A 25,842-nucleotide genomic window follows, 5' to 3' on the forward strand; every position below is an offset into this window, starting at 1 on the left:
TCTAAGATGAGAATTTTACTCAAAAAGGAACGGTGTTTCAAGAATTATTTGCAATATTTGCCAAAAAAGACTTAGAAAGAGCTCGAATTTGTCAATAATTACCTATTTTGGGGCCACCGCCATAGTTCGGGGGCGTTCGAATGGGAATCTGCTAAATGGTAAATTTCTATTTTATAGGCTCGGGATGGGGTGTCGAGGTATTGGTGAGAGTGGATTGAGCGGAGGGATGTGGTACCTCTTACCAACCCCAACTCACGCACTACCTTCAACCAACCGAGCTCAGCCAATTCCAATATCATCACCAGCAATCTTGACCTCGAGATTCCCAAACCATGGGACATTATATCCATTTCAATTAGTTCTTTATCCCCAATCCTACAGCTGACTTTTTTTAAATCCAAACCTTCCTCTTGGTAAGTTCGAGTGAGCCTTTCTCGCTTCTTCACAATTAAAGCTTGGTAAATCAAGTAAGCGGATTCTTCCAACAAGCTACGTATGCGCCCGGAAATAGTAAAATATCGATTTTTCGAAACCACCAATCGATCTACCAGATGGTTTGGAATTAAAAAGGATGTGCTTGAAGTTGCCTCAGGATTGAGGTGATAATGAATTTCTTGGGATTTTTCGATCGCCAAACGTTTGTGGACAAATTCCCAATTTTTAAAATCGCTAAAATCAATGATATGTTCTTCCATCTTGGAAGAGAAGGTTTGCGTTTAGGTCAGTTGGTTCCAAATTTTTTTAGATAAGCAAAGACCTGATCTTGAGACATTTGACTAGCATTCGAAAATTCCCCACCTTCCGTTGAGGCTACAATTTTCAGAGGGTTAGGTGATAGAATCACTAGAGCAGGAATTCCTTTACCAATAGGATGCCCTAGTTTTTCATCCAGATCAAGATTCTTATCAAATCGGCCTACATCGACTTTCAAAATAATATAATTTTTCTGAATTAAACTTTTGATTTCCTGGGTAACCAACATTCGATCCAGGGCCTTGCAATCGGGGCACCAATCCGCACCGAACAGAACGATTAAATTTTTATTCTCTTTTTCCGCATAACGAAGAGAGTTTTCGTATAAGGAAATAGCAGATGTTTGCTGCCGCGTACAGGAAACAAAAAAAATCATAACAAAAAATAGTTTAATATTCGTTAAGTTAATAAATTCGAACTGAGTTTTCATGTCTCTGACCTCTTGACCTTGGCTTCCTTTTTCCGGGTCAATAACATTATAATCGAACTCCAGCCGAGAAAAATAGCCGGTGCAATCAGTGAAGAATGAATTCGAATATATGCCGTATTCAGATGCCAAGAAATATCTTTATTTGAAATGATAAAAAGAAAATGATAAATCATCAAAATAAAAAACAAATGAAGGGCAACGCTTACAAAAGCTCGTTTTCTTATAAATAAGCCTAATGAAATCGCAATAAAAAATATACCATTCATCATTGAAAATTGAAAAGTAGAAAAATAAATATTAATAAAAGACAACTTACCAAGAATTAATTCCCAAGTAAGTTTTCCCACAGCTTTATCTTGATTAAAATCCTCGGGAATCAATTGGTTTCCCTTGTATTTCCAGTAAACTAATAATAAAGCGAGAACCAGAGTCGGTAACAATGTATATAAAAGATTTTTGATTCGCATCGATTTAGTTCTGTCCGTAAATTTTCCGCTCAGAATATAAAAAATCGAATATAAAAATAAAATCCCGCCTACATAAATGATTCCTTCATTTTTTACTATAAGTGGAGCCGCAAAAATCAATCCATAATTCACAGCTCCGGAATAAGAATCATTTTTTAAATCTGTTTCGGATTCTCTAATAAGAGAATAGTAAATTATAATCAAAAAGCAACTTAATGCCATTTCCGCACAAAGATCGGAAGCAATTGTCAGCACTTGCGAATTCATTGCCAAAATCAATAAAGGGAGTATTAGATAAATATAATGTAATTTTTTAGAATGAGAATGAAGTAAAAACACAAACCCGATAGCAACAAAAAAAACAATTTGAATCCCGTAGGAAATCCATTCACTCCACCCCCCAACCAGAATCGCAATGGAAGAATGAACCAAAGGAAGACCTAATGGATAATCCTTATGCGGCCAATATTCATTGGCAAAATTTACCTGATTTCCGAATAGAAATTCGTTTGCTATCGATTTAGCTTTTAAATTCCATATGGCCCAGGCATCCCACATTCCATATGGTTCTGCAATCCAACGTAAATACATTCCATAGACGCCGATGGCTACATAGATAATCAAAATTAGAAAATAAGAAAAAGGAATGCTTCGAACAGTGGTAAGTATAGAACGGAAATTTTTATAAACCAGATGATAAATCAGAAAGAAAATAGCGCAAAGAATCAGAGTGCTGAATAAAAATCGATTTTGGGCCGGCAAGATCAAAATTAAAAAATAAGATACAATCGAAAGTATGTAGAAGCTAAGAATAAAAACGTTCATGGTTTCATCTGAAACAAACTGTAATTTTGGGAAGTTCGTATTACAATATCCGTCGAATGCCGATTTTGAATCTTATCCTTAGATGCCAAAACCAGAGACGGCAAATTTATGTTAGGTGGCAGACCTTCTTCTTTTCTAATTACAACACAAGGTGTAAAACCATATTCAATGACTTGGTGAATCAGTACTTGGTTCGGGCTTGTGGTCTCCGGAATTAAAATAAAAGATTCAGGACATTTCGACGGATCCAGCTTGAATCCTGCAAATTCACGAAGAATCGAATTTGCTGATCGATTCGGAGGAAACTCCGCCGCAACAATCTCGGAATGCTTTTTATAAAATTTCTGGAATTTGGTATAAGAACGATAAGACTCCCTTAAAAGAAAAAGGGAGTAGGCGAGTATAAGTAAAGTTAAAATGCGAGAAGCCAAGGCTCTCCTTATTTTTTAACTAGCTCTTTGAGGATTTCTTGTCTTTTTTTATCTTTATCGAATTGAGAAAGACCTTGCCATTCTCTTTTAAGTTGTTTTTCGGAAACTCCTTTGAAAGTAGCGAATTTTCCCAAAATTTTTGCTGTTTTTGCGTTCATGCCTGTCATCCTGTTTTTAAGATATTTTCTGTCAACGTACATCCACAGATTCCTTGACCAGTAACGGACGGGAGAAACATAGTAAGTCCAAGAAATTTTTATCCCTATGAATAAACAACTCTCCGATCGTTATGAGCCAGAATCCGTAGAATCGAAATGGATTCTGAAATGGCAGGAAACCAAAGCGTTCTTGCCCGATGAAAATGCGAAAGAAAGTTTTTCCATTGTCATCCCCCCTCCCAATGTTACGGGAAATTTGCACATCGGCCATGCTCTCAATCATACGATTCAAGACATAATCATTCGAATTGAACGAAAAAAAGGGAAAAATGTAGTTTGGATCCCCGGCATGGATCATGCCGGAATCGCTACCCAGGTTGTCGTTGAACGAGAGTTAGCTAAAGAGGGAAAAAAGCGAACCGATTTTACCAGAGAAGAGTTCAATGAAAAAGTTTGGGAATGGAAAGCTCATTCCGGAGGCATCATTGCCAAACAACAAAGACTACTCGGCGAGTCCGTCGATTGGAGTCGGGAACGTTTTACTTTTGACGAAGGACTTTCAAAAGCGGTAACGGTCGTATTCAAAAAGTTATACGAAGAAGGTTTGATTTACCGCGGAGAAAGGATCATCAATTGGTGCCCTGCCACCAAAACGGCAATCTCCGATATAGAAGTAGAGTATAAGGAAAAATTAGGAAAACTTTATCATATTCGTTATCCTAAAGTTGATGCTTTAAAAACGAAAAAGGATATCAAATCCCTTACCAAGGATGATTACATTGTGGTAGCTACCACAAGACCCGAAACTATGTTCGGTGACGTTGCCGTTTGCGCCAACCCGGATGATATTCGTTACCAATCTTTAAAAGGAAAGTTCGTTGTACTTCCTCTTGTTAATAAAGAGATTCCCATTCTTTTTGATTCCTTCGTAGACAAAGAATTCGGTTCCGGTCTTGTAAAAATCACTCCGGCCCACGATCCTAACGACTATGAGGCGGGACTTAGGCTCGGCCTCAAACCTTTGATGATCCTAAATCTGGACGGAACTCTCAACGAAAATACCGGCAAGTATTCCGGAATGGATCGTTTCGAAGCGAGAAAGAAAGTAGTCGAGGAATTGGAATCTCTCGGTTACATTGATAAAATAGAAAATCATACTCACAGTGTCGGTCACAATCAAAGAGGCGGCGCAGTCATCGAACCACTCCTATCGACTCAATGGTTTGTTAAAATTGAAAGTCTCGCAAAACCTGCGTTAGAAGTGGTGAGATCCGGCAAAATCCAGTTTCAACCGAAGATGTGGGAAAAGACTTATTTCGAATGGATGGAAAACATCCGGGATTGGTGTATTTCCCGTCAGCTTTGGTGGGGTCATCGTATTCCTGCTTATTATCTTACCGACGGTTCCATGGTAGTTGCGGAATCCTTGGAAGAAGCGATCGAGCTTTTTCAAAAATCAGGCAAACAAGTAACCGCTTCCGAAATCAAACAGGATGAAGACGTATTGGATACTTGGTTTTCTTCCGGACTTTGGCCTTTTTCCGTTTTCGGATGGCCTAATCAAACAGATGATATACGAAAATATTATCCTACGGCGGTTCTAGTAACCGGATTCGATATCATTTTCTTTTGGGTAGCCCGGATGATTATGAACGGACTTAAATTTATGGGAGAAGTTCCTTTCCATAAAGTTTTGATTCATGGACTTGTAAGGGACAAAGAAGGTAAAAAATTCAGTAAATCCGTAGGCAATGTAGTGGATCCTTTGGATATGATGTCGAAGTACGGAACGGACTCGTTTCGATTTTTTCTCGCAGCGGTTTTACCGGAAGGGAAGGATATACTTTTCGACGAATCTAGGTTAGATGGCTATCGCTCTTTTTGCAATAAGATCTGGAATTCAAGCCGATTCATTTTCATGAATCTTCCTCCGGATTTTCAAATCAAAGATCTCGATCTAAACAGATTGGAAGAACAAGATCTTTGGATCTTGCATGAATTCGATAAGACTCTGGCCTCTTATGAAAAAGCGTATTCCGATTATCATTTTTTTGAAATGGCAAATCTTGTTTACGATTTTATCTGGGGTTCTTTTTGCGATTGGTACATTGAACTTTGCAAGGCGAGAATTTACGGAAACTTAACACCCGAATCTCAAGATACCGCGAGACAAGTTCTCGTGAATATACTTCTGAAGGCACTCGGACTTTTGCATCCGTTTATGCCTTTTCTTACGGAAGAGATCCATTCCTTTTTGAAAGACGAATTATTAACCAGATCGGAATTTCCAAAACCGTTCGGAATTTCTTCGGACAATCCTGCGGTTAAAAAAATGGAACTCCTTCAGGAGATTGTAACAAAGGTTAGAAACATGCGTGCTGAACTCGGTGTGAAGCCGGAAAAAAAATGCCAAGTGATCATCAAATCACAGGACAAAACCGTTTCCTTGATCATCGAAAAAGAAAACAAATCCATGCTTCAGCTTGCTAAAGCGGATTCCATTCTGTTCGATAATGATTACACTTTGGCAAATACCGATTCCGTCGGCTCTTTCTCCATTGGAGAAATCATTCTTCCTCTTGCGGGAATTTTTGATTTCGAAAAAGAAAAACAAAGACTGGAAAAAGAGAAAAAACAAATCATTTCCGAAATGGAAAAATTGGAAGCGAAGATTCATAACCCGGCTTTTGTGGAAAAAGCAAAACCCGAGGTAGTGGAAAAAGAAAAAGAAAAACATGCTACCTGGAAAGAAAAACTGGAAAGCACATTACGAGCGTTAGAGAAAATTGAAAAATAAACTTAAAGTTTTGTTAATCGGCGGTGGGGGTAGGGAACATGCTCTTGCACATTCCATACTTCAGTCTTCCCATCTAGAAGAATTAAAAGTTTTTCCCGGAAATGGCGGTTTTGATTCCCGTTTGATTTTAAATCCGGATGAAATTTCGATAACCGATAAAAACAAATTTCTTGCATATATTAAGAATTCAAATACGGACTTGGTCGTGGTCGGGCCCGAAGATCCTTTGGTTGCGGGACTTGCGGATTGGTGTGACGAAATCCAAATTCCTTGTTTCGGGCCCTCAGCGTATTGCGCACAAATAGAAGGATCGAAACATTTCGCAAAGGAAATGATGAAGGATGCTTATATTCCGACTGCTTCCTTTGCTGTTTTCGAAGACTTTCATTCCGCTTGGTCTTATTCTCAAAAACAGATGCTTCCTTTGGTTGTCAAAGCGGACGGTCTTGCCGCAGGAAAAGGTGTAACGGTTGCACTTACCATCGAAGAAGTAAAACAAGCATTAAATGATATATTCATAGAACAAAAATTCGGAGCGAGCGGTGCAAAGGTTGTGATCGAATCTTTTCTGGAAGGAAACGAGGCATCCTTATTTGTCATCACCGACGGCAAAAACTATACCTGCCTTCCCGCTGCGCAGGACCACAAACGAGCGTTTGATGGTGATGTAGGCCCGAATACGGGTGGAATGGGTGCTTATGCACCCGCACCGATTGTTACTGATGCGGTTTTGAAAGAAGTAAAAAAGGCTATCATCGAACCGATTCTCGCCGAATTTCGCAATAGAAAATTTCCTTACAAAGGACTTCTCTATGTAGGTCTTATGATTTCCAAAGACCAAAAGCCGAATGTAGTCGAATTCAATTGTCGGTTTGGTGATCCGGAAACCCAATGTGTGCTTCGTTTGATTGATGAAGACATTCTTCCGATTTTTTATCAGGCCTCTACCGGCACATTGGAATCCAGAGATTTGAAATTAAAGTCGGGAGCAAGTGCTGTTGTCGTTCTTGCCGCAAAAGGTTATCCCGATGCTCCGATGAAAGGAATGGAGTTGGAAATCCCATCTCCTACGGATTCGGTTTTGGTATTTCATGCTGGAACCAAAAAAGACGAATCCGGCAAATTGATCTCTAGCGGAGGAAGAATTTTGGGAATCACATCCGTATCCGAAAGTTTGAAAGAAACATTGGATCAGTGTTATAATTTTCTTTCCAAAATTTCGGCGCCGAATACTTTTTACCGTCGTGATATAGGAAAACGGGCTCTATAATGTCTTTTGCAATTTCAGGTCATGTAAAAAATTTCGAAAAAGGCAGTCTTCGCAATTTTGAAAAACACCTAGGAATTATTCTGTCCGAAAACCAGCCCCATTTGCAGCAGCATATCATGATTCGGCGCGCCTTACAACAGTTGGGTGGTTCTGTCGATGTGCTTAGCGGGCTCAGTCGTCAGGAATTATTATCCTTTATCTTCGTATTAACTCAGTTTGGCGATGTTACTCGCACGGAAACTCCATTGGAATATATGCAGATCGAATCCATTCCCTATGTGGTTCAATGGAAAAAAGGTCATTATATGATTCCGTTGGAAATTCTGGAGTATCTATCTCATGAAAGGATTTTTCGGGACCAAGGTTATTTATTCGCGTTGATCCCCTCTCTTTCCATCAAAGAAAAAAAATCCTGGATCCGTTGGATGGGAGTGGATTTTGAAAAAGGGGGAGATCGGGATTTGAATTTCGAAATCTATTTTCAGTGCAGACTTTTGCAAAAACCTTTTCTAGGAAAGTCTCTTGTCCAGGAATCCGAAATCGAAATCGAACAAATTTGGCCGAAGGGCAAAAACGAATACATCGATTGGTTCTATAAAGGTCTTTCCACTTTCTATTATTCCATGGAAGAAATGAGTAAACAGGAAAGAGATCCGTTTTTGGTTCATGTGATTGAACTCATCAAAGCCGGGAAATTCATTTTAAAAAAATTACCTGACACATATGGGCAGGAAAGCCGATTTTCTCTCATTTCCACTGTAGAAGGCAATACCCCCCAATTGCGCGAAACCGTATTCCAATGGGAAGAAGAGAGAATTCGCAAAGACTCCCTCTTTTAGTTTCGATTTTCGCTTTTAATTATCTCTCTCCTAATTATTTTGATTTTGTAACCACATGGATCGTTCGCTCAAAGAACTTAAAAAACAAACCCAAGAAACAATCGTTAGGTTTAAAGAATATTGGGATCTTCATAACTTTCAGGAAGATTTCGACCGTTTGCAATCTTTGGTGGAAAAGGCAAATGATCCTAAACTTTGGGACAATGCAGACCACGCAAAGACTGTGACTCAGAAAAGAAACGAGTTGCAGATGAAATTGGACCCTTGGTTGGAATTGCAAAAGGAATTATTGGAATTGCCGGATTTGATCGAGCTTACCAGCGAAGAATTGGGCGAAGAAGGTTTGCCGAGTCTCAATTCCGATTATGAAAAATTATACGACAAGTTTGAAGACTTGCAGATGTTAGATGCCCTTTCCGGCAACGACGATAATAAACCTGCATTCATCAATATTCATCCCGGAGCGGGTGGTACCGAATCCCAGGATTGGGCTGACATGTTGCTTCGAATGTACACTCGTTATTGTGAAAAAAAAGGATACCAGGTTTCTCTTGTTGATTATCAGGAAGGAGAAGCGGCAGGTATTAAAAATGCCACTTTATATGTGCATGGTGATCATCCTTTCGGATATTTAAAATGCGAATCCGGTGTACACAGATTGGTTCGGATTTCACCTTTCGATTCCAATAAAAGAAGGCATACTTCCTTTGCTTCGGTTTACGTAACTCCCGAAGTGGATGATGATATCAAAATCAATATTGAAGAAAAAGATCTGCGGATCGATGTGTATCGTTCTTCCGGAGCGGGTGGTCAGCACGTGAACACTACGGACTCTGCAGTTCGAATCACTCATGTTCCTTCCGGTATTGTGGTCGCTTGTCAAAATGAAAGATCTCAGATTAAAAACAGAGATACCGCCATGAAAATGCTGAAGGCAAGACTATATGAAATGGAAAAACAAAAAGCGGCCGAGGAAAATGAAAAAAAAGCCGGAGAAAAAAGAGATATCTCCTGGGGCTCGCAAATTCGAAGTTATGTGTTTCATCCTTATAATCTTGTAAAAGATCATCGTACCGACTTTGAAACAGGAAACGTGCATGCCGTAATGGACGGAGATTTGGAAGGTTTCATCATTGCATTTTTGAAATATGTAACAAATTTAAAATTCGGTGTGAAGGCGTAAATGGCACAGTCTCAGGATATTTCGAGCACGATTCGAAAGATCCAGAAAGAGATCCATATTCTCCCGAATATTTCCGATAGGCTAAATTATATCCTCGAAGCCACCTTGGCTTTGTTTGGCGCTACTACCGGAAGTATTTCCATTACCGATCAGGAAGAAAATGTTCTTACGATCGTTGCCGCAAAGGGCATGGATTGGGAGAAAAAAATCGCGGTAAAATTACCTTTCAATCTGGGGGTAACCGGTAGAGCCGCATCTTCCAGGGAAATCGTTTATGCGCCCGATGTTACCAAAGATGCCAATTATATCAAATTGATTGAATCCGTAAGATCGGAGCTTGCGATCCCGCTTGTGACCCGTGATACGACGATCGGAGTTTTGAACCTAGAGTCGGACAAGGTGGATTTTTTCCAACCTGCGATCATCAACCAGGCCAATTTATTCGCATCCCAGCTAACAATTGTTATACTAGAAGAAAGAATAGCCAAAGAGGCCGTTGAAAAATCGAAACGGGAAGAAGATCCTGTAGAAGAGATTTTGGGTTACGATCCTCTGATTTTATTTTTGAAAAATAGAATTCGTCAAGTAGGTCCTTCCGATACTTCCGTAATGATCATAGGAGAAGAAGGTGCCGGCAAAAAATTAGTTTCAAAATCCCTTCACTTCGTTTCTCAAAGAAAAAACAAGGCCTTTCTGACTGTGGATTGCGCTGGGCTCAGCCACGAATTATTGGAAGCGGAATTATTCGGCTCTTACTCAGGTAAAATTTTCAACTCGGGAAAATTGGAACAGGCAAATGGCGGATCGATTTATATCGAATCAATCGGAGATCTTCCTTTCGATTTGCAAGAACGATTACTTGTCACTTTAAGAGAGAAAAAGATTCCCAATCCGACCGCGGACGAAGGTAGTGTTTTAAATCTAAGGGTATTTACCGGAAGTAAACGGGATCTATTGGACGAAATTCAAAATGGAAAGTTTTCCATGGATTTGTATTATCGCCTAGCAGAAGTTCCGCTTAGAGTACCGCCCCTTCGAGAAAGAAGAGGGGACATTCCTCTCCTTGCGAATCATTTCATTTATATCTACAATCGCCAATATGGAAAAAACAAAACTCTGACTACCGAGGCTTTGCGCGCATTGGCTATCATGCCTTGGGGAGGAAATGTAAGACAATTACAAAGTGCGGTTCAATATTCTGTGTTAGTTGCGCCTGAAACGGAATTGGTGGCCACTTCTTTTGCTCAAAGTTCTTTGGGAAAATTGGAGTCGGATTTGCCGGTGAGCCAAATGGCAGGTTCGAATTTGTCAATTCCCCCGGACATTCTGACCCCCAGCGAAAATCTATCTTTGAAAATTGCTACCGAAAGACTGGAGGCGGTCTGGATCAAGGAAGCATTCCAAAGGGTTTCCACTCAGGAGGAAGCCGCAAAACTTCTAGGGATTAGCCGAGGTGCTCTCCAATATAAGATCAAAAACAACCAATTTCTTATCGGATACAACTCCTAAGGGTCATCTAATTTGGAAAATGGCTCGATTCGGAGCGCCCCGGGGTCGATATAAAACATATGGGGTGTTTACGTGGCTGATAGTTATTACCGAACCATAAAAGGCAAACAATATGATCGGGAGTTACTCGAAATCGTCGAGAAGGCTACGAAACGTACAAAATCCCCTTTAAACAAAAATGTTGCTAAGAACCTTTTTGAAGCCATCAAAGATGGAAACGATTATACCGAGACGGAAAAAAGAACCGTAAAATACATTCGGGAGAATTTTAGTTTCTCGGAAGAAGCGGACGAATACTTAAGAACAGAGATTCGAAAATGGGCTGCTAAAATTTCCGTCGCAGTTAAAAAACCTTCTGCCAAAAAAGCGGCTTCTAAAAAATCAAAATCATCCAACACAAGATCAAAGACTAGAAATCAAATTTTCGAAGAAGAGGATTCAACCTCTTATTTTCATTCTTACGATGAATCCGAAGAAGATGAGATCGCTCCTACTCCGGAATACGATGAGTTGGTAGAACTGAATAATTACGAAAAGAAACAATCCAAATCTTATAGAAAATTGATCTTAATTGGTTTGATTGTTATCGCAGTTGTTGCCATTGCTTACTTCGCAAGAAACTGTTCTTGCGCTCCTTCAAAGAACAAGGCTTCCAAGCAAACAAGCATTAATTCATCAAATTCTAACACTACTCCTAAGATTGATTTGAATCGAACGGAAGTGGAAGCTGGAAAAGTTACTTCCCGATTCAAAACCCGGGGGGAAGCGATTCGGTATATCAACGACTTGAAAATTCGTTTTATCAAACAATCCTTAACACTTTCTTCGGATGCTCCCGATCAAATTGCAACTCTTGCTTCCGCATTGAAAGAATATCCTGAAATCAATGTAAGAATCAAAGGGCATACTTGTTTCATCGGGGAACTGGATGAAAACAAAATTTTATCCGATGAACGTGCGAAATTCATCAAAGACGAATTGGAAAAAAACGGAGTGAGTTCTTCCCAATTGGATTACAGAGGGTTCGGAGAGACTACAAATATAGATACGAACTATACCGAAGCAGGAAGGATTCAAAACAGACGGGTCGACTTTTCCGTATTAGGTGTTGATGTGTCAAAGGAAAAAAAACCTTAGACTGAAGTCTCTTCCGTCAAACGATATAAGGTTTTTTTAAGATTCTTTTTTGTTGTGGTGAGGGATTCAAAAAGTCCCTCATACAAAAGCACTGATTTTTTTGCAATACCCAGTTGGGCGTTTTCTCTTTCTTCCAAACTCAATTGGTCTTCGTATCCTTCCGTAATCGTCAAAATCGTTCTTTGGATTCCCAGGCTTAAGATTTCGTTCAATCCTTTTTTCTGAGATACCATTTCATCGATAGAATCCATTTTATTGAGATCTTCCTGGAATCTTTGCGGATGAATTTGATTGGTTTTGATTTGAGAATATAGTTTTTTAGAAAGTTCCAATCCTCTTTTCACGGGAATGGAAAATTCGTTCAGATGTTTTATGATTTCATCCAATTTGTTTAGAAGAGAGTCTGCGGGAATATAATCGGATTTTTCACCCGCGAGTGTGCGAATTTTTTTACGGACAAGATCCGCTTGCAATCGATCGGAGTCCGTAAAACTACTATTAAACGCTCTGTTAGGAATTCCTTCCAAGTCAGCACCATTTTTGGTCAAATTGATCCAATTGTTTTCCTTTGCATTGGATTCGAACCATTTTTTAAAAATCAGCATCTTTTCATTTGTTAGATGATCTTCTCCGTTTTTACCTTTTACTTTTTTGGGAGGCAGCGCGGACAATTGGCGGTAATTATGAAGCTCCCTTCTGAACCGACGCGATTCTTTATAGTTCAAACGTTCTTCCATAATTGCGCCTTTGGAATGAGCCCAACCTTTTGTAAAAGATAAATCCTGTCCGACTAAAAAAGTTTCCTTCGATTCCATGAGTGTTGCTAGGCTTGCTGCATTTGTAGAAACGGAGCCGCCGAAAGGAACATGACCGATTTCTTTTTCCGCAACTTCTTCCAAAACTTTGACCATAGGAAATGGAGAAGAAGCAAAGAATCCTTTTTTAGGACCAGATTCCAATCGTAAACTCAAGTAAGTGGAAGTCGGATCAAATATAAGAATCGAATTTCCAGTATGACTTTCCAAATACTGGCTGTTCAAAGCTTGGGGATCAACGGAATAAACCAAGTCGGGTTCTATCCTAAAATGATCTAATATAGGTAAGGCGGTATCCACTGCAATCATTACATAATGATCCCGGTATTGGATGATTTCTTCGATACTTTCATAAAGACTGGGTCCTGCACAAACAACCAATACCTTCGTATCCTTGGCCAAACCGAATAATAAAGAAACCGGTTTCATTCGAATGAGATCGAAAAGATTAAAACAGATATTTTTCGCCCAGATTTTTTCAAATCGGGTGAGTGTGGCTAGGTTTACGTCTTTCTTATGAAAGGTTTGTTCTGCGATCGCACGAAGCCGGGCATATTCCGATTCTTTCCAAGCCCAGGAACTTCTATGAGGGACAAATGTAATAGGGGTGGTTGCTTTTCCTTTGAAAGCAAAATTCATTTCATCTTCGTTAGTCGAATGTAAAACCAAAATCAATTTTTCCGAATCAAGTGCGGAAGAAAAATCAAATAAGGAAAACGCCGCTTTGACTAAAAAAGGATGGGGTTCCATCCAAACTACGTCTATATTTGATTTTTCCAATATGTAAGGTAGAATATACCCGAGACCTGCACCAAACAGAAGATAAACTCTCTTTTCGTTATCATCGGGAAGTTCTGCAACCAATCGGTTCGCTTCTTTTTTGGGATCATGTTTACTATGAAGGAAGATACCGTCGAGTTCGATCGTCCAATCCCCGGATTTTGTTTTTTGCAAATCGGAAGGGATTTCGCTTTCCCTGATTTCCTTTGCAAAATCATCGGAAACCGATTTTAAATTTTTTTCTAAAAGATCTTGATTCATCGAAATGGAACTAGTTCTCTAAAAACAATTTAATCTCTGTTATAGATTTTGTCGATGTTCCCGGGCTGGGTTCCTGTTTCATCACAAAGCCCGATCCGGTAATCTGATAAGGTAGCCCTAACTTTTTCAAAATAACCAAACTTTCCGAAATGGTAACTCCTGTGAAATCAGGTACGATCTTCGGATCCAGTTTGAATTGTTTGTCTTTTTTCGTTCGCAAAACATAGTTTTGCGGTTTTTCACTTCTTTCCACGATGGGAATGATACTTTCCACCACTTCCCGAAACACAGGTGCAGCGATCCCGCCTCCGGTATGTGCGGTTCCGCCGGGTTCGTCGAAAAGAATCAGACCGACATACTTCGGTTTGTCGGCGGGAAAAAAGCCCAAAAAGGAAGCTGTAAACAAACCTTGGCTGTACCCTTGGCCTGCGGTTGATTTTTGCGCTGTTCCCGTTTTACCCGCGATAAAATAATTTTCCAAATATGCCTTTTTTCCAGTTCCGGATGTGACCGCTTTACTCATCGCTTCCACCACTTTTTCTGCGGCACCTTTTTTCACTCCCAAAGGTTCGCTTCTGGGAGTGAACTCGTGAACCAATTCACCGTATGAATTTGTTATATGGGAAACGACCGAAGGCTCGTACATGATACCACCGTTGATGACTGCCGCAGCGGATGTGATGAGTTGTATCGGTGTCACGGACAAACCTTGCCCGATGGAATAGAAAAAAGGTGTGCTTTTATTCCATTTGGAAAGAGGAGAAAGATAACCTCGGGCTTCGTGTAAGGAAAAATTCGTCCGTTTACCGAAATGAAACTGATCCAGATAACGGTGGAAAGTAACATCTGAAATTTTTTGGGACGCTTTTATGATCCCTACGTTGCAAGAGTATTGTAAAATTTCTTCCAAGTCAACGGGTCCGTGCTGTTCATTGCATCGAATGATGTTTTTTCCCACTTCAATAAATCCCGGACAGTAAAATTTTTCGTGAGGCAGAATGGCCCCTTCATTTAACAACATCAATGCGATAAATATCTTCATGGTGGAACCGGGCTCATATACATGGCGGATCCCCCAATTGGTTTGTGCCTCGGGAGGAAAGTCCTGAAAATGATTCGGATCGAAATTAGGATAGGAAGCCATAGCCAGGATTTTACCTGTTTCCGCATCCATTATGATTCCTATTCCTTTTTTGGATTGGGTTTCCAAGAATGCTTTGCCCAATGATTTTTCCAAACGATATTGAATGATACTATCTATCGTTAGATGGACATTGTTTCCTTTGGCGGAGTCTGCGTCGGCTGCGGATAACAGCTCGAGATTGTAGATAGTTTCTAGTCCGGAGAGCGCTTTGTCATCATCGTAACCGGTGAAGCCGATGAGGCTCGAAGCAAGAGATCCTTGCGGGTAAATTCTCTTGAATTCTTTTTCTACACGAACTCCCGGCAATGCGAGCGCTTTGATTTGATTCGCTTTTTTCTGCTCGATTTCGCGTTTCAATAAAAAGTAATTCTGCTTTTCCCGAATCGTATTGAACAGTTTTTCGGGAGAGGTTCCCAAGATCGGTGCCAATTCTTGAGAAGTCAGCTCCGGGTCATATATGTTAGGCGGGTCAATTCCGATCGTGGAAGATTCTTGGGATAAGGCGAGCTCGATTCCCCTTCTGTCGTAAATCGTACCCCTTTGAACCAGTTTGCCGGCTTTTAAATTGATGATATTGTCGTTAAAGTAGGTAAGATAGATAACTCTGATAAAAAGAATGAAAAAAAGACCGAGTATTAAGTAGAATATATAGCGAAGTCTGAGTTTGCTTTCGTTCATTGTTAAAAATAGAAAATGACTTTACCTTTGATTTTTTCCACAGGTACCAAGCCCATACTTCTGGAATCGGTCGAATATTCCCGATTGTCACCTAATAGAAGATAGTATCCCGGAGGAATCCTTCCCTGAGAGTTCATTGCCAAAAAGGGTGAATTTTTAAGATTTAAAAATATGGAATTGTCCGGCTCGCTCGTAAAACTTCCCTGAGGTAAATAATTTTCGAGTAACATCTGTGAGTCGATCACTACCCTTCCTGCTTCTATGGAATAAAACTCGTTAGGCAAACCGATCACTCTTTTTACAATGAGTTCGCCTTCCTGATTGGCAAACAGAACCAGATCCAGTTTTTCAATATTCGGTTCCCGATAGGCCCAGGGAGTACCGAAAAATTTGGCCGAAACGGCAAATCCGGCTTTCCATACGAAGGCAATGGAGCCGTTTTCCAGGGTCGGATACATGGAATTGCCCTGAATGGAATAAACCTGAAACAGAAAGATCCGGGTTAAAAGTAAAATCCCGCAAAAAAGCAAAAGTCCCAAAATGCGTTTCAGGTAACGTTTTATCTTTTTTTTCAAAGGAATGATTTCTCTTTCTTTATCCATGGGTCGTTTCTAAAATAAAAATCATTCGTGATTTTTACTCCCTTCCCTATCGTGGAAAAGGAACTTAACCTAAATCAGATTGGATTAGAATTTCTATGTCACTTACAAAAAATGATTTCCGCGCGCAGTTTCGCTGCACCCACGAGACCTGTGGGAAAACTTACTCTTTAGGACAGGTAATTTATTCCTGCGAAAGGGACGGGGAACTTCTCTCCGTAGAGCATGACCTTGACCAATTGAAGAAAATTTCCGCAAAGGAATGGAAGGATCTATTTGATTCCAGATACCGTTCCAGGGAATTTCCGTTTACCTCAGGAGTTTGGGGGAAAAAGGAATGGGTTCTACCTGAGATCAAAGTGGAAAATATAGTGACCTCGGGAGAAGGAACAAGCCATCTTTATGATGCCGATCGTTGGGCAAAAGACCTTGGTCTCGGCGGACTTTTTATCAAACAATGTGGTATCTCCCACACTGGTTCTTTCAAAGACCTAGGTATGACTGTACTTGTCAGTCAAGTCAAACAGATGATAGCGGATGGTGTTCCGATCGATGCGGTGGCTTGTGCTTCCACAGGAGATACATCCGCCGCACTTGCTTCTTATGCGGCAAAAGCAGGTATTCCTGCTATTATATTTTTACCAGCTAACAAAGTATCTACGGCACAATTGATTCAGCCTGTTTCCAACGGAGCATTGGTTCTGGCTTTGGACACCGACTTCGACGGTTGTATGGCGATTGTAAAACAAGTGACTCAGGAAAAATCCATTTATCTTGCCAACTCGATGAATTCCCTTCGGATCGAAGGACAAAAAACAATCGCAATCGAAATTACACAGCAATTGAACTGGAATGTTCCGGATTGGATCGTTATTCCCGGAGGCAATTTGGGAAATGTTTCCGCGCTTGGAATGGGATTTGAAATGATGAAAGAGCTTGGACTCATCGATCGTTTGCCAAGAATTCTTTTGGCGCAAGCAAAGAATGCAAGTCCGCTTTATGATTCTTTCCAAACCGGTTTTGCAAATTTCAAATCCGTGACGGCGCAAAAAACTTTAGCTTCTGCGATTCAGATCGGAGATCCTGTTTCCGTGAAAAAGGCAATTCGTATTCTAAAGAAATTCGACGGGATTGTGGAAGTTGCAACCGAAGAAGAACTATCTGATGCTGCGGCAAGGGGAGATCTTTACGGCCTTTATAATGACCCTCATACCGGGGTTGCACTTGCTGCAATGCTTAAGGCGAAGGAAAAGGGAGACATAAAAAAAGGGGATCAGGTCGTCGTAATTTCCACTGCCAACGGGTTAAAGTTCACTGAATTCAAAGTCAATTATCATGAAAGGAAGATCCCCGGAACTGATGAAAGACTAAGTAATTCCATTATTTCCTGCCCGGCAAATCTCGGCAGTGTGATGGAAATTTTAGGGAAAAAACTAGATCACTATAAATAGGTAGACAAAACATTTCATTTGTGGCAAATTCCTTAAGTTGAACAACATTCATAAATATGGAAATTCTTCTGCCACCCAACTTTCGCGATGCCATAGACAAGGGCATTCTTCTTGGAAAGAAGATCTCCATTGTTACCTACGTACTAGGTGATTCCGGCGAAGCGATCCTAAAGTATGTCCTATCTTCCGTCCTGGATCATGTAGGAAGACCGGATTTGATGGAACTCTTTTACACTTCTGCAAAAGAGTTGATAGTGAATTCAACGAAAGCCGCTATCAAAAGAATGATTTTTGAAGAGATGAAGTTGAATATTCAAAATTTAGAAGATTATGAAAAAGGAATGAAGTTTTTCAAATCGAATCTGAACGAAAGAAAGTTCCCCGCTTATAAAAAGAAAATGAGAGAATACGGTTATCAAGTTAAGATTTCCTGTATCTACAAACCGGATAAAGTGGATTTGGAAATTCGAAATAATTTTCCTTTAATTCCTATTGAGGCGGAACGAATCAGAGAAAAGTTTTTGAATGCGAAAAAATATGATAATCTTTTCGAGTTCTTTATGGAACATGGTGATAACACGGAAGGAGCAGGGATGGGAATCACGATGGTGGAAATTCTTTTATCTCAATCTGGTTTTGATAGGAGATTGTTTTCCATCTATTCTTCCGAAAGAAAAAAGGAAACGATTGCACGTGTCGAAGTTCCTTTGGAAATAATGAGTACTTCTCGAAATGGGGAACAGCAACTGTTCGTAGAATAATGTCTGATACACAACCTAAAACTGAATTATTAAAACGCCAAGCGGATATGATGGGTCTGACCATGGACGCGGTTTTTACCGATGAACAAGCCAAAGAAGTTCTTCAGGGTAAGATCACAGACTCGTATCTTATAAAACTTAAGTTAGATATAGATAATAAAAACGGGATGTTACTCATTCTGGTATCTTCCATCAGAAAACATATCATGGAAATTTATTCCGTGGTAGGTACTTCGCAGATTTTCAGAAGGATCCGTACTTTCGCCGATTATGTACAAATATCCCAGGACTTAGCTGATATTGGAAAAAGCGGCGGGATGGATCTCGCTCTTTCTGAAAATGTGGGACGGGCATTGCATCGCATTTTTACAAAGGAAACTTTGGATGAATTCCTTCCTCTTTGGCAAAAGAAAGATCCTTCCAGGCTTCCCGATCTGATCGAACCTGCCATTATCAATGCTACTAAAGCTACAAGAGTCAAAATCCAAGCGGAGATTGACAAACTTTCCAGTGCTAAATTTCGTTATGAAAACCCGATGAAGGGAACAATCAATCCTGTTGCCAAACCTGAAGACGACGCACCTCCTGCAGCCCCGGAAGCTGTCGACCCGACCGCTGTTCCAGCTGGAGCGGTTCGTTCCGGAGACATGACACCTATCGATCGTCAGATGGAGCAATTCCGGGCAGGGTTTGGAAAAGAGCTTCGAATGAAGACGGTCATTTCTCCCATCAGTGGAGTTGATTTTGATGATCTAATGGAAGGTCAGGAAATTTTATTTCGTGTTCCTTTGGATACTGCCGAAGGTATGACCAATGCAAATCTGCTCGGGTTGATCGATGAAGATGGAAATGTTGCCAAGGCACCGATCGTAGGTAAATTTTTAGGAATTGCGTCTTCTAAAAATGAATACCATATTTTTGCCGAAGGCCCGAACAATTATCTTTTTCATTCTATCGAAGAACATCCCGTAAAAGTTGCGATTCCCAAAATTGCAGGTGCGGCATCTTCCACAAAACAAAAGTCAGGTGGAGCCAAGAAAAAACAAGAATCCAGCGGTGGCGGAACTCTTTATACTTTGATAGGGATTTTTGCTGCGATTATTCTGATCGGTTTTCTTATTTTTGTAATGGTTATCCTATAACCACTAAGTTTACCAATTTGCCGGGAACATAGATTTCTTTTTTGATTTCCTTCCCTTCGATAAAGGGAAGGACTTTTTCCACTTTTTTGGCCAGTGAAATCGCATCGGCTTGATTTACATCTCTGGCAGCAGAAAATTCGCCTCTCATCTTTCCATTCACTTGTACAACAATCGTAATCGTTGCATCCAAGAGATATTTTTCATTCCAAGAAGGATAAGGTTCGTAAGCTAAAGATTTTTTATGACCCAATTTACTCCATATTTCTTCTGCTAGGTGGGGAGCGAAAGGAGAAAGTGCCAATAGAAACGGTTCAAAGACCGCTCTTGGTTTTCTGCCGGATGAGGTCATTTCGTTCACGAATATCATCATCTGGGAAATCGCCGTATTGAAAGCAAACCCGTCGATATCTTCTTTTACTTTTTTAAGAGTGCGATGAAGTGTTTTTAATTCCGCTTCCGTAGGTTCTATATCTTGGATCAGGAAGGATTCGTCTGCGCCGGAATGAAACAATCTCCACACCCGATTTAAAAAACGAAATACTCCATCGACTCCGTTTTTGCTCCAAGGTTTGGCCATTTCAAAAGGGCCCATAAACATTTCAAAAAGGCGAAGAGTGTCCGCGCCGAATTCAGCAACTACATCGTCCGGATTGACTACGTTCCCTCTGGATTTGGACATTTTTCCTTTGTCTTCTCCCAGAATCAGTCCTTGGTGGACTAATTTTTGAAAAGGTTCCGGAGTGGAAACATGGCCCAGATCAAAAAGGATTTTGTGCCAGAAACGAGAGTATAACAAATGCAATACGGCATGCTCCGCACCGCCCACGTAGGCTTCCACAGGCATCCATTTTTTTTCCAATTCAGGATCGATCAGCTTTTTGTCATTCTTAGGATCAATATAACGCAGGTAATACCAACATGATCCTGCCCATTGTGGCATAGTATTGGTTTCTCTTTTCGCAATCTCGCCCGTCTTCGGGTCTTTATAAACAAGCCAGTCTTTCGCCAAAGCGAGAGGAGATTCACCTGTGCCGGAAGGTTTGAATTCTTTCAAGTCGGGAAGTACAAGAGGAAGTTCCGCATCGGTCAAAGCTTGTGGAGTTCCATCTTCAAAATGAACGAGTGGAATCGGTTCTCCCCAATATCTTTGTCTGGCAAAAAGCCAATCCCTGAGTTTGAATTGGGTTTTTCTTTTTCCGACACCTTTTGACTCGGCCCAATCGGAAATAGCGGCAAACGCTTGTTTGTAGGCTAGTCCGTCCAAAGAAATCGAGTCGGATTTGGAATTGATGCATACCGATTCTTTCGAGTCGAATGCTTTGCCTTCTGAGATTTCTCCCCGGATGACAGGAATGATAGGAAGATTGAATTTTACCGCGAAATCATAATCACGTTGGTCGTGTGCGGGAACCGCCATAATGGCACCGGTTCCATATCCGTACAAAACGTAATCGGAAATATAAACCGGAATTTTTTGGGAAGAGTTGGTAGGAAGAGTGGCATATGCTCCGGTAAAGACCCCGGTTTTGTCTTTATTCAACTCTGTTCTTTCCAAATCACTTTTGAGAGAGCAGTCTTTTTGATAAGTTTCGATCGCAGATTTTTGTTCCGCAGTGGTAATTTCAGGGACCAAAGGATGTTCCGGCGAAAGTACCATATAAGTAGCACCGAAGATAGTATCAGGGCGGGTTGTATAAACCAGAATGTTTCCCTTTCCCGATTCCAAAGGAAATTCGATTTCCAATCCTTCCGACTTTCCAATCCAGTTCCTTTGCATTTCCAAAGTGGAAACCGGCCATTCGCAAAGAGATAAATCTTCCAATAATCTTTCTGCATAGGAAGTGATACGCATCATATACTGACGCATCGGCCTTCTTTCTACGGAATAACCTTTGGAAGTCCATTCCTCCACTTCTTCATTGGCAAGAACCGTTCCGAGCGCCTCACACCAGTTAACCGGAATGCTCGCTTCGTAAACCAGTCTGAAATAAGATAAAATGTCTTCTTTTTCTTTACGGGACTTCGTTTTCCAGTCAGCTGCGGAAAAACTCACTCCTTTGGGGAGTTCTTTCCCTTCAAAGAAAGAGGAACCTTCTTTTTCAAAAAGAGAAATCAGTCCGTCGATCGGTTTGGCTTTTTTTTCCTTCCGGTCAAAGTAGGAATTATAAATTTGAAGGAAAATCCACTGGGTCCATCGGTAATATTCGGGATCTGTAGTGGAAATCTCCCTTTCCCAATCGTAGGAAAGCCCCAACATTTTGATCTGTCGGCGGAAGGTATCGATGTTCTTTTTGGTGGTTTCTTTGGGGTGAACACCGGTCGTCATGGCGTATCTTTCCGCCGGAAGCCCGAATGCATCCCAACCCATAGGGTGGAGAACTTCAAATCCTTGCATTCTCTTCAATCGAGAGATAATATCGGTCGCTGTATAGCCTTCAGGATGGCCTACATGTAATCCTGCACCACTTGGGTACGGAAACATGTCTAAACAATAGTATTTTGGTTTGGTAGAATGGGGATTGGTACGGAAGGTATTCTCTTCTGCCCAATGGGTTTGCCATTTTGGTTCAATATCTTGGAAGGGGTAATTCATCGACTAACGGGAGAAAAGTTGCTTTTATTACTTTCTCACGGAATCAATGATTTTTACAAGCTTTTTGAAACTCCTGGATAGGCAAACTTTACAAAGATCGTTCTGGAAAAGGATAGAAACATTGCCACATTCTGCGCACGCCTTCGGGGTATTAAAATTTAAATTGATCTCATTCACTTTTTCTATTTCTGTATCGCATTCCAGCATTCTTTTTTTACCTAAAACATCAACGCTTATCGACAGTGCTGTTCATAACTTTCTAAACTGGCTTAGAGAACGTTTAGGGAGAACACTACGATGAAGTTACTTTATATAAAATCATCGCCTACGGGTCAAAAAAAATTAGCTTACTGTGTGCAAAGAGTGGATTTTTTTTATGAGATTTTTTTTAAATAGGAAAGGTAGTTTTGGAACGATTCTGCAAAAAGAAAAAAAATCAATTGTTATCGAAAATTCAACATTTTCAGTGTTATGCGACTTTAAAATTGAATAACTGCCCGTGATTAGTCATCGATTATCTGTTAAACGAAATAAATTGTAAGGAAAAGCCCTAATGTTAGAGTTTTTAAACGTATCAAAGTCTTTCCCATCCGAGCCTGAACCCATTGAAGTGCTCAAAAAAATATCATTTAGAGTCAAATCTGGTGAATTTGTAGCAATAATGGGACCGTCCGGTTCAGGTAAATCCACACTTTTGGGTATAGCTGCCGGACTTGATCAACCGGATGTAGGTAATGTAGTACTGGACGATGTAGACTTAACTAAAGAAACAGAAACAAATCTCGCTTCTTTACGTGCGGAGAGAATAGGATTTATATTTCAGAACTTTCAGTTATTGCCCGGAATGAATGCTTTGGAGAATGTCGGGTTACCTCTTTACTTAAAAACCCGTTTGAGCGAGAAGGAAATTTTGGAAAAGTCGATGACTCTATTGAAATCCGTTTCTATGGAACATAGAGCAAGCAGTTTTCCCAAACAATTGTCAGGTGGTGAAGAACAAAGAATTGCAATTGCACGAGCCTTTATCAATGAACCGAAGATTATTTTTGCGGATGAGCCGACTGCCAACCTCGATTCTAAAAATAGCAAAGTGGTTTTGGATTTGCTTCTCGATAGAAACAAGAAACAAAACACAACACTTGTTATTGTAACACACGATCCTGCAGTGGCAAAACTTGCAGACAGGGTTCTTGAAATGAGAGACGGAGAAATCATTTCTCCTTCCCAAACAAAATCGGTAAAAAAAGCAAAGCCTGCTAAGAAGAAGAAAAAATGAACCTCGGATTATTCAAATTTTACTTAAAGCGGGAACTGTTTTCCAGATGGGAATTTTCCTTTTTGATTCTACTGTCCATTGCCTTGGGAGTCGGATCCGTAATCGGAATCCATTCTTATAAGGACAATATCAAATCCGCCATTCAGAAAGAAGCCAAGAACCTGATGGGGGCGGATCTTGCCTTGCAGTCTCCTCAAGAAGTTACGGAAGAGGCCAGATCCTTGGTCGATCGGACATTGCCTTCCGGATCGGAGACATCTTCTTCCATTCAATTTTTATCTATGGTGATTTCCGCAAATAATGAGGAGAATTCCCTCAGTTATATCAAAGCAGTGGAGACAAATTACCCGTTTTACGGGCAATTTGAAACAGAGCCAAAAGACGCTTATCACAAACTTTCCTCAAAAGAGATCCTTCTAGAGAAAAATCTAGGCGAAAACCTTAAGGTAAAGTTGGGAGATTCCGTTCGCTTGGGCGAAAGTTTACTTCGTGTTTCCGGATGGATATTGAAAGAGCCGGGGGCGGTAGGATCTTTTGTGGGATCGGCTCCGACTTCGGTGATTTTACAGGAAACTGCTAAGGCTACAGGTCTCATCCAAAGAGGAAGTAGGATTCGGTTTACCATCTTTGCAAAAATACCGACTAACATAGATTCTTTGGACTGGAAAGAGAAACATTTTGAAGAATTGATCAAAAACGATCTGACTATTTATCACAACACTGAGGTCAATTCGGGTTCCCAACAGTTTTTAACCAATACTTTCGACTATATGTCCTTACTGGCGCTTGCCGGATTTTTTTTGGGAGCCATTTCCGTTTATACTACGATTCGAACTAGGCTTCGCGAAAAGAAAAATGAAATCGCTGTGATGAAATGTTTGGGAGCGGAACCAAAAATCATCTTAGGACTTGTGATCAGTGAAATTTTTATCGTGTCACTAATTGGAACAGGGATAGGGCTTTGGATCGGATATGAGATTCAAGTGCTACTTCCCAGTTTTACCGGATCGGAATTTCTGGGAACCATCACTCCCGGGATTAGTTTTTCATCACTCTTTTGGAGTTTGTTGCTTGGGATTTTCGTTCCCCTTCTTGTGGCGTTGCCTTTGGTAATCGAAGCAGGAAGGATCAAACCTCTGCTTGCCTTGAAAGAAGTGGAATCCAGAGAACAATCTGCGGGAGATAAAAGGTTAGTCATATTTTCTTCTTTGGGAATTTATCTTTTGTTTTTCATTCTGGCAACTTATGAAACCGATTCTTTCCTGAAAGGATCCGTATTTGCATTAGTTCTTGTTAGTTTGCCGTTGCTTGTTTTCGGATTATTCAAATTGTTCGGACTTTTGATGATTCGATTTACCAAATGGGGACTCGTCTCCAAAGAATGGAGTCTTGTTACCAAAAAAATTATCCGCAAATCCGGTTCCATGCGTTTATCTATTCTTGGACTTGGGTCCGCGTTATTCATTCTTTGCCTCTCTCTTGTATTGCAGGAAAGTCTTATGGAACTCAGCGGTGCACGTGAGATAGAAAGAAGGCCGAATGTATTTCTTTTGGATATCAAAGAAGACCAAAGAGAAAACATAGAAACCATTTTTGCCAAGTACCCGATTCAAAAGAAATTCGTATCTCCCATCATCGGAGCAAGACTTGCCAAGGTGAACGGTGAGCCTGTTAAAAAAGAAGATACGATTCGTAACGCGATGGAACGAAATTGGAGAGCCACTGCCCGAACCCGTGAATACTTTTTATCTTACAGAGAGGAACTTTATGAAACGGAGAAAGTGACATCGGGGGAATGGTGGGATTCTTCCAAGATCAATGAAATCTCGGTAGAAAAGGATTTTTCGGGATATTTGAAGGCGGGAGTGGGAGATACTTTGACTTTCAACGTGCAAGGTGTGGAGGTTTTGGGAAAAATCACTAATCTTCGTTCTGTGAATTGGTCTGATATGAAACCGAATTTTGTTGTGATTTTTTCCAAAGGAACTTTGGAGAAGGCTCCTCGTTTTTATATCTCTTCCTTGCTTTTGGAAGAGAACGCTGATCGGTACAAATTGCAAAAAGAGGTAGTTTCAAAATACCCGAACGTAACTGTCATCGATACAGAAAAAACGGTTCAGGCGTTTATGGGGATTTTGGAAAAAGTGACCCAGATGATCCGATTGATGACCGGGTTTATTTTAGCATCTTCTCTTTTGCTTGTTTTGACTTCGTTGTATTCCAGTCAGCTGGAACGAAAAAAGGAATTTGCATTATTGCGTGTGATCGGGGCACGTAGTCGTTATCTGTCTTTGCATTTTGCAAGAGAAGGAATCCTGATCGCTACCGTTTCGTTTTTGATCGGGTTGGTTTATTCGCTTGTTTCCAACGAAATATTGAACCGGTTTGTTTTGGAATTAACAAGTGTGATACCTTGGGGATCTCTTACCGTAGTATTTGCAACGGTGGTATGTATTACTCTATTATTATATGCTTCCGGATTGGTAGCACTCTTCCGTTTGCCGCCGAAGACTTTGTTAAAAGAAGTAAGATAAAACAAAAAA

The 25,842-nt window shown here is 40.5% G+C and carries 21 protein-coding genes; 11 read left to right on the forward strand and 10 right to left on the reverse strand.

Features of this window, described 5'->3' with window-relative positions; genetic code table 11:
- Positions 1–98: 98 nt before the first annotated feature.
- From DI077_RS01000 to DI077_RS01020, 5 genes are read right to left on the reverse strand one after another with little or no spacing between them, the layout of a single operon-like run.
- Positions 99–695, reverse strand: coding sequence for a DUF1564 family protein (locus DI077_RS01000; RefSeq protein WP_109021875.1), 597 nt, complete (start codon positions 693–695; stop codon positions 99–101).
- A 26-nt stretch (positions 696–721) separates the two neighbouring features.
- Positions 722–1,183 carry a thioredoxin family protein gene (locus tag DI077_RS01005; protein WP_109021876.1) on the reverse strand — a complete coding sequence of 154 codons (462 nt, stop codon included), beginning with the start codon at positions 1,181–1,183 and terminating at the stop codon, positions 722–724.
- Complete coding sequence (locus DI077_RS01010; protein ID WP_109021877.1) at positions 1,180–2,475, reverse strand: hypothetical protein; 1,296 nt, start codon at positions 2,473–2,475, stop codon at positions 1,180–1,182. The genes DI077_RS01005 and DI077_RS01010 overlap by 4 nt, the downstream gene beginning before the upstream one ends.
- Entirely contained in the window at positions 2,472–2,906 is a 435-nt protein-coding gene (locus tag DI077_RS01015; RefSeq protein ID WP_109021878.1) for a hypothetical protein, read from the reverse strand. The genes DI077_RS01010 and DI077_RS01015 overlap by 4 nt, the downstream gene beginning before the upstream one ends.
- A gap of 8 nt (positions 2,907–2,914) precedes the next feature.
- On the reverse strand, positions 2,915–3,064 hold the full coding sequence (locus DI077_RS01020; RefSeq protein WP_167837212.1) for a hypothetical protein: 150 nt from the start codon (positions 3,062–3,064) through the stop codon (positions 2,915–2,917).
- Positions 3,065–3,170: 106 nt separating this feature from the next.
- Here DI077_RS01020 and DI077_RS01025 point away from each other — a divergent pair, with 106 nt between their 5' ends.
- From DI077_RS01025 to DI077_RS01050, 6 genes are all read left to right on the forward strand, one after another.
- Positions 3,171–5,861, forward strand: coding sequence for a valine--tRNA ligase (locus DI077_RS01025; RefSeq protein ID WP_109021880.1), 2,691 nt, complete (start codon positions 3,171–3,173; stop codon positions 5,859–5,861).
- On the forward strand, positions 5,851–7,131 hold the full coding sequence (gene purD, locus DI077_RS01030) for a phosphoribosylamine--glycine ligase (protein ID WP_109021881.1): 1,281 nt from the start codon (positions 5,851–5,853) through the stop codon (positions 7,129–7,131). The genes DI077_RS01025 and purD overlap by 11 nt, the downstream gene beginning before the upstream one ends.
- Complete coding sequence (locus DI077_RS01035; RefSeq protein ID WP_109021882.1) at positions 7,131–7,970, forward strand: hypothetical protein; 840 nt, start codon at positions 7,131–7,133, stop codon at positions 7,968–7,970. Before purD ends, DI077_RS01035 begins: the two co-directional genes overlap by 1 nt.
- 55 nt (positions 7,971–8,025) lie before the next feature.
- Complete coding sequence (prfB, locus tag DI077_RS01040) at positions 8,026–9,153, forward strand: peptide chain release factor 2 (protein WP_109021883.1); 1,128 nt, start codon at positions 8,026–8,028, stop codon at positions 9,151–9,153.
- Complete coding sequence (locus tag DI077_RS01045) at positions 9,154–10,662, forward strand: sigma 54-interacting transcriptional regulator (protein WP_109021884.1); 1,509 nt, start codon at positions 9,154–9,156, stop codon at positions 10,660–10,662.
- 72 nt (positions 10,663–10,734) lie between these two features.
- Positions 10,735–11,799 (forward strand): OmpA family protein, encoded by a 1,065-nt coding sequence (locus tag DI077_RS01050; protein WP_109021885.1) that lies wholly within the window; start codon positions 10,735–10,737, stop codon positions 11,797–11,799.
- On the opposite strand, the gene DI077_RS01055 is transcribed toward DI077_RS01050, so the two are convergent.
- The 3 genes from DI077_RS01055 to lepB are packed head-to-tail and all read right to left on the reverse strand — an operon-like array spanning position 11,796 to position 16,079.
- Positions 11,796–13,655 (reverse strand): motility associated factor glycosyltransferase family protein, encoded by a 1,860-nt coding sequence (locus tag DI077_RS01055; protein ID WP_109021886.1) that lies wholly within the window; start codon positions 13,653–13,655, stop codon positions 11,796–11,798. The genes DI077_RS01050 and DI077_RS01055 overlap by 4 nt on opposite strands.
- A gap of 10 nt (positions 13,656–13,665) precedes the next feature.
- Positions 13,666–15,477, reverse strand: a complete 1,812-nt coding sequence (locus tag DI077_RS01060; protein ID WP_109021887.1) for a penicillin-binding protein — start codon at positions 15,475–15,477, stop codon at positions 13,666–13,668.
- A gap of 2 nt (positions 15,478–15,479) precedes the next feature.
- Complete coding sequence (lepB, locus tag DI077_RS01065) at positions 15,480–16,079, reverse strand: signal peptidase I (protein WP_109021888.1); 600 nt, start codon at positions 16,077–16,079, stop codon at positions 15,480–15,482.
- Between the two features lie 95 nt (positions 16,080–16,174).
- Here lepB and thrC point away from each other — a divergent pair, with 95 nt between their 5' ends.
- The 3 genes from thrC to DI077_RS01080 are packed head-to-tail and all read left to right on the forward strand — an operon-like array spanning position 16,175 to position 19,430.
- On the forward strand, positions 16,175–17,527 hold the full coding sequence (gene thrC, locus DI077_RS01070; protein ID WP_109021889.1) for a threonine synthase: 1,353 nt from the start codon (positions 16,175–16,177) through the stop codon (positions 17,525–17,527).
- 50 nt (positions 17,528–17,577) lie between these two features.
- Positions 17,578–18,288: a hypothetical protein gene (locus DI077_RS01075; protein ID WP_109021890.1), complete on the forward strand. Its 711-nt coding sequence runs from the start codon at positions 17,578–17,580 to the stop codon at positions 18,286–18,288.
- Entirely contained in the window at positions 18,288–19,430 is a 1,143-nt protein-coding gene (locus tag DI077_RS01080; protein WP_109021891.1) for an LIC10486 family protein, read from the forward strand. Before DI077_RS01075 ends, DI077_RS01080 begins: the two co-directional genes overlap by 1 nt.
- On the opposite strand, the gene leuS is transcribed toward DI077_RS01080, so the two are convergent.
- The gene (leuS, locus tag DI077_RS01085) at positions 19,420–22,023 is read right to left on the reverse strand and encodes a leucine--tRNA ligase (RefSeq protein WP_109021892.1); all 2,604 of its coding nucleotides are present in this window, start codon (positions 22,021–22,023) and stop codon (positions 19,420–19,422) included. The genes DI077_RS01080 and leuS overlap by 11 nt on opposite strands.
- 27 nt (positions 22,024–22,050) lie before the next feature.
- Complete coding sequence (locus DI077_RS19815) at positions 22,051–22,230, reverse strand: hypothetical protein (RefSeq protein ID WP_109021893.1); 180 nt, start codon at positions 22,228–22,230, stop codon at positions 22,051–22,053.
- Positions 22,231–22,576: 346 nt separating this feature from the next.
- Between DI077_RS19815 and DI077_RS01090 the strand changes: the two genes are divergently transcribed.
- Both DI077_RS01090 and DI077_RS01095 read left to right on the forward strand, forming a co-directional pair.
- Positions 22,577–23,299 carry an ABC transporter ATP-binding protein gene (locus tag DI077_RS01090; protein WP_109021894.1) on the forward strand — a complete coding sequence of 241 codons (723 nt, stop codon included), beginning with the start codon at positions 22,577–22,579 and terminating at the stop codon, positions 23,297–23,299.
- On the forward strand, positions 23,296–25,833 hold the full coding sequence (locus DI077_RS01095) for an ABC transporter permease (RefSeq protein WP_109021895.1): 2,538 nt from the start codon (positions 23,296–23,298) through the stop codon (positions 25,831–25,833). Before DI077_RS01090 ends, DI077_RS01095 begins: the two co-directional genes overlap by 4 nt.
- The last annotated feature ends 9 nt before the right edge of the window (positions 25,834–25,842 follow it).

Origin of the sequence: Leptospira kobayashii (assembly GCF_003114835.2) — a bacterium.
GTDB classification, from domain to species: domain Bacteria; phylum Spirochaetota; class Leptospiria; order Leptospirales; family Leptospiraceae; genus Leptospira_A; species Leptospira_A kobayashii.

Bases quoted from the DNA above. Each gene is read 5' to 3' on its own strand.
- DI077_RS01000 (WP_109021875.1), bottom strand. From the start codon at position 695: ATGGAAGAACATATCATTGATTTTAGCGATTTTAAAAATTGGGAATTT.
- DI077_RS01005 (WP_109021876.1), bottom strand. From the start codon at position 1,183: ATGAAAACTCAGTTCGAATTTATTAACTTAACGAATATTAAACTATTT.
- DI077_RS01010 (WP_109021877.1), bottom strand. From the start codon at position 2,475: ATGAACGTTTTTATTCTTAGCTTCTACATACTTTCGATTGTATCTTAT.
- DI077_RS01020 (WP_167837212.1), bottom strand. From the start codon at position 3,064: ATGAACGCAAAAACAGCAAAAATTTTGGGAAAATTCGCTACTTTCAAA.
- DI077_RS01025 (WP_109021880.1), top strand. From the start codon at position 3,171: ATGAATAAACAACTCTCCGATCGTTATGAGCCAGAATCCGTAGAATCG.
- DI077_RS01035 (WP_109021882.1), top strand. From the start codon at position 7,131: ATGTCTTTTGCAATTTCAGGTCATGTAAAAAATTTCGAAAAAGGCAGT.
- prfB (WP_109021883.1), top strand. From the start codon at position 8,026: ATGGATCGTTCGCTCAAAGAACTTAAAAAACAAACCCAAGAAACAATC.
- DI077_RS01045 (WP_109021884.1), top strand. From the start codon at position 9,154: ATGGCACAGTCTCAGGATATTTCGAGCACGATTCGAAAGATCCAGAAA.
- DI077_RS01055 (WP_109021886.1), bottom strand. From the start codon at position 13,655: ATGAATCAAGATCTTTTAGAAAAAAATTTAAAATCGGTTTCCGATGAT.
- DI077_RS01060 (WP_109021887.1), bottom strand. From the start codon at position 15,477: ATGAACGAAAGCAAACTCAGACTTCGCTATATATTCTACTTAATACTC.
- lepB (WP_109021888.1), bottom strand. From the start codon at position 16,079: ATGGATAAAGAAAGAGAAATCATTCCTTTGAAAAAAAAGATAAAACGT.
- thrC (WP_109021889.1), top strand. From the start codon at position 16,175: ATGTCACTTACAAAAAATGATTTCCGCGCGCAGTTTCGCTGCACCCAC.
- DI077_RS01080 (WP_109021891.1), top strand. From the start codon at position 18,288: ATGTCTGATACACAACCTAAAACTGAATTATTAAAACGCCAAGCGGAT.
- leuS (WP_109021892.1), bottom strand. From the start codon at position 22,023: ATGAATTACCCCTTCCAAGATATTGAACCAAAATGGCAAACCCATTGG.
- DI077_RS19815 (WP_109021893.1), bottom strand. From the start codon at position 22,230: ATGCTGGAATGCGATACAGAAATAGAAAAAGTGAATGAGATCAATTTA.
- DI077_RS01090 (WP_109021894.1), top strand. From the start codon at position 22,577: ATGTTAGAGTTTTTAAACGTATCAAAGTCTTTCCCATCCGAGCCTGAA.
- DI077_RS01095 (WP_109021895.1), top strand. From the start codon at position 23,296: ATGAACCTCGGATTATTCAAATTTTACTTAAAGCGGGAACTGTTTTCC.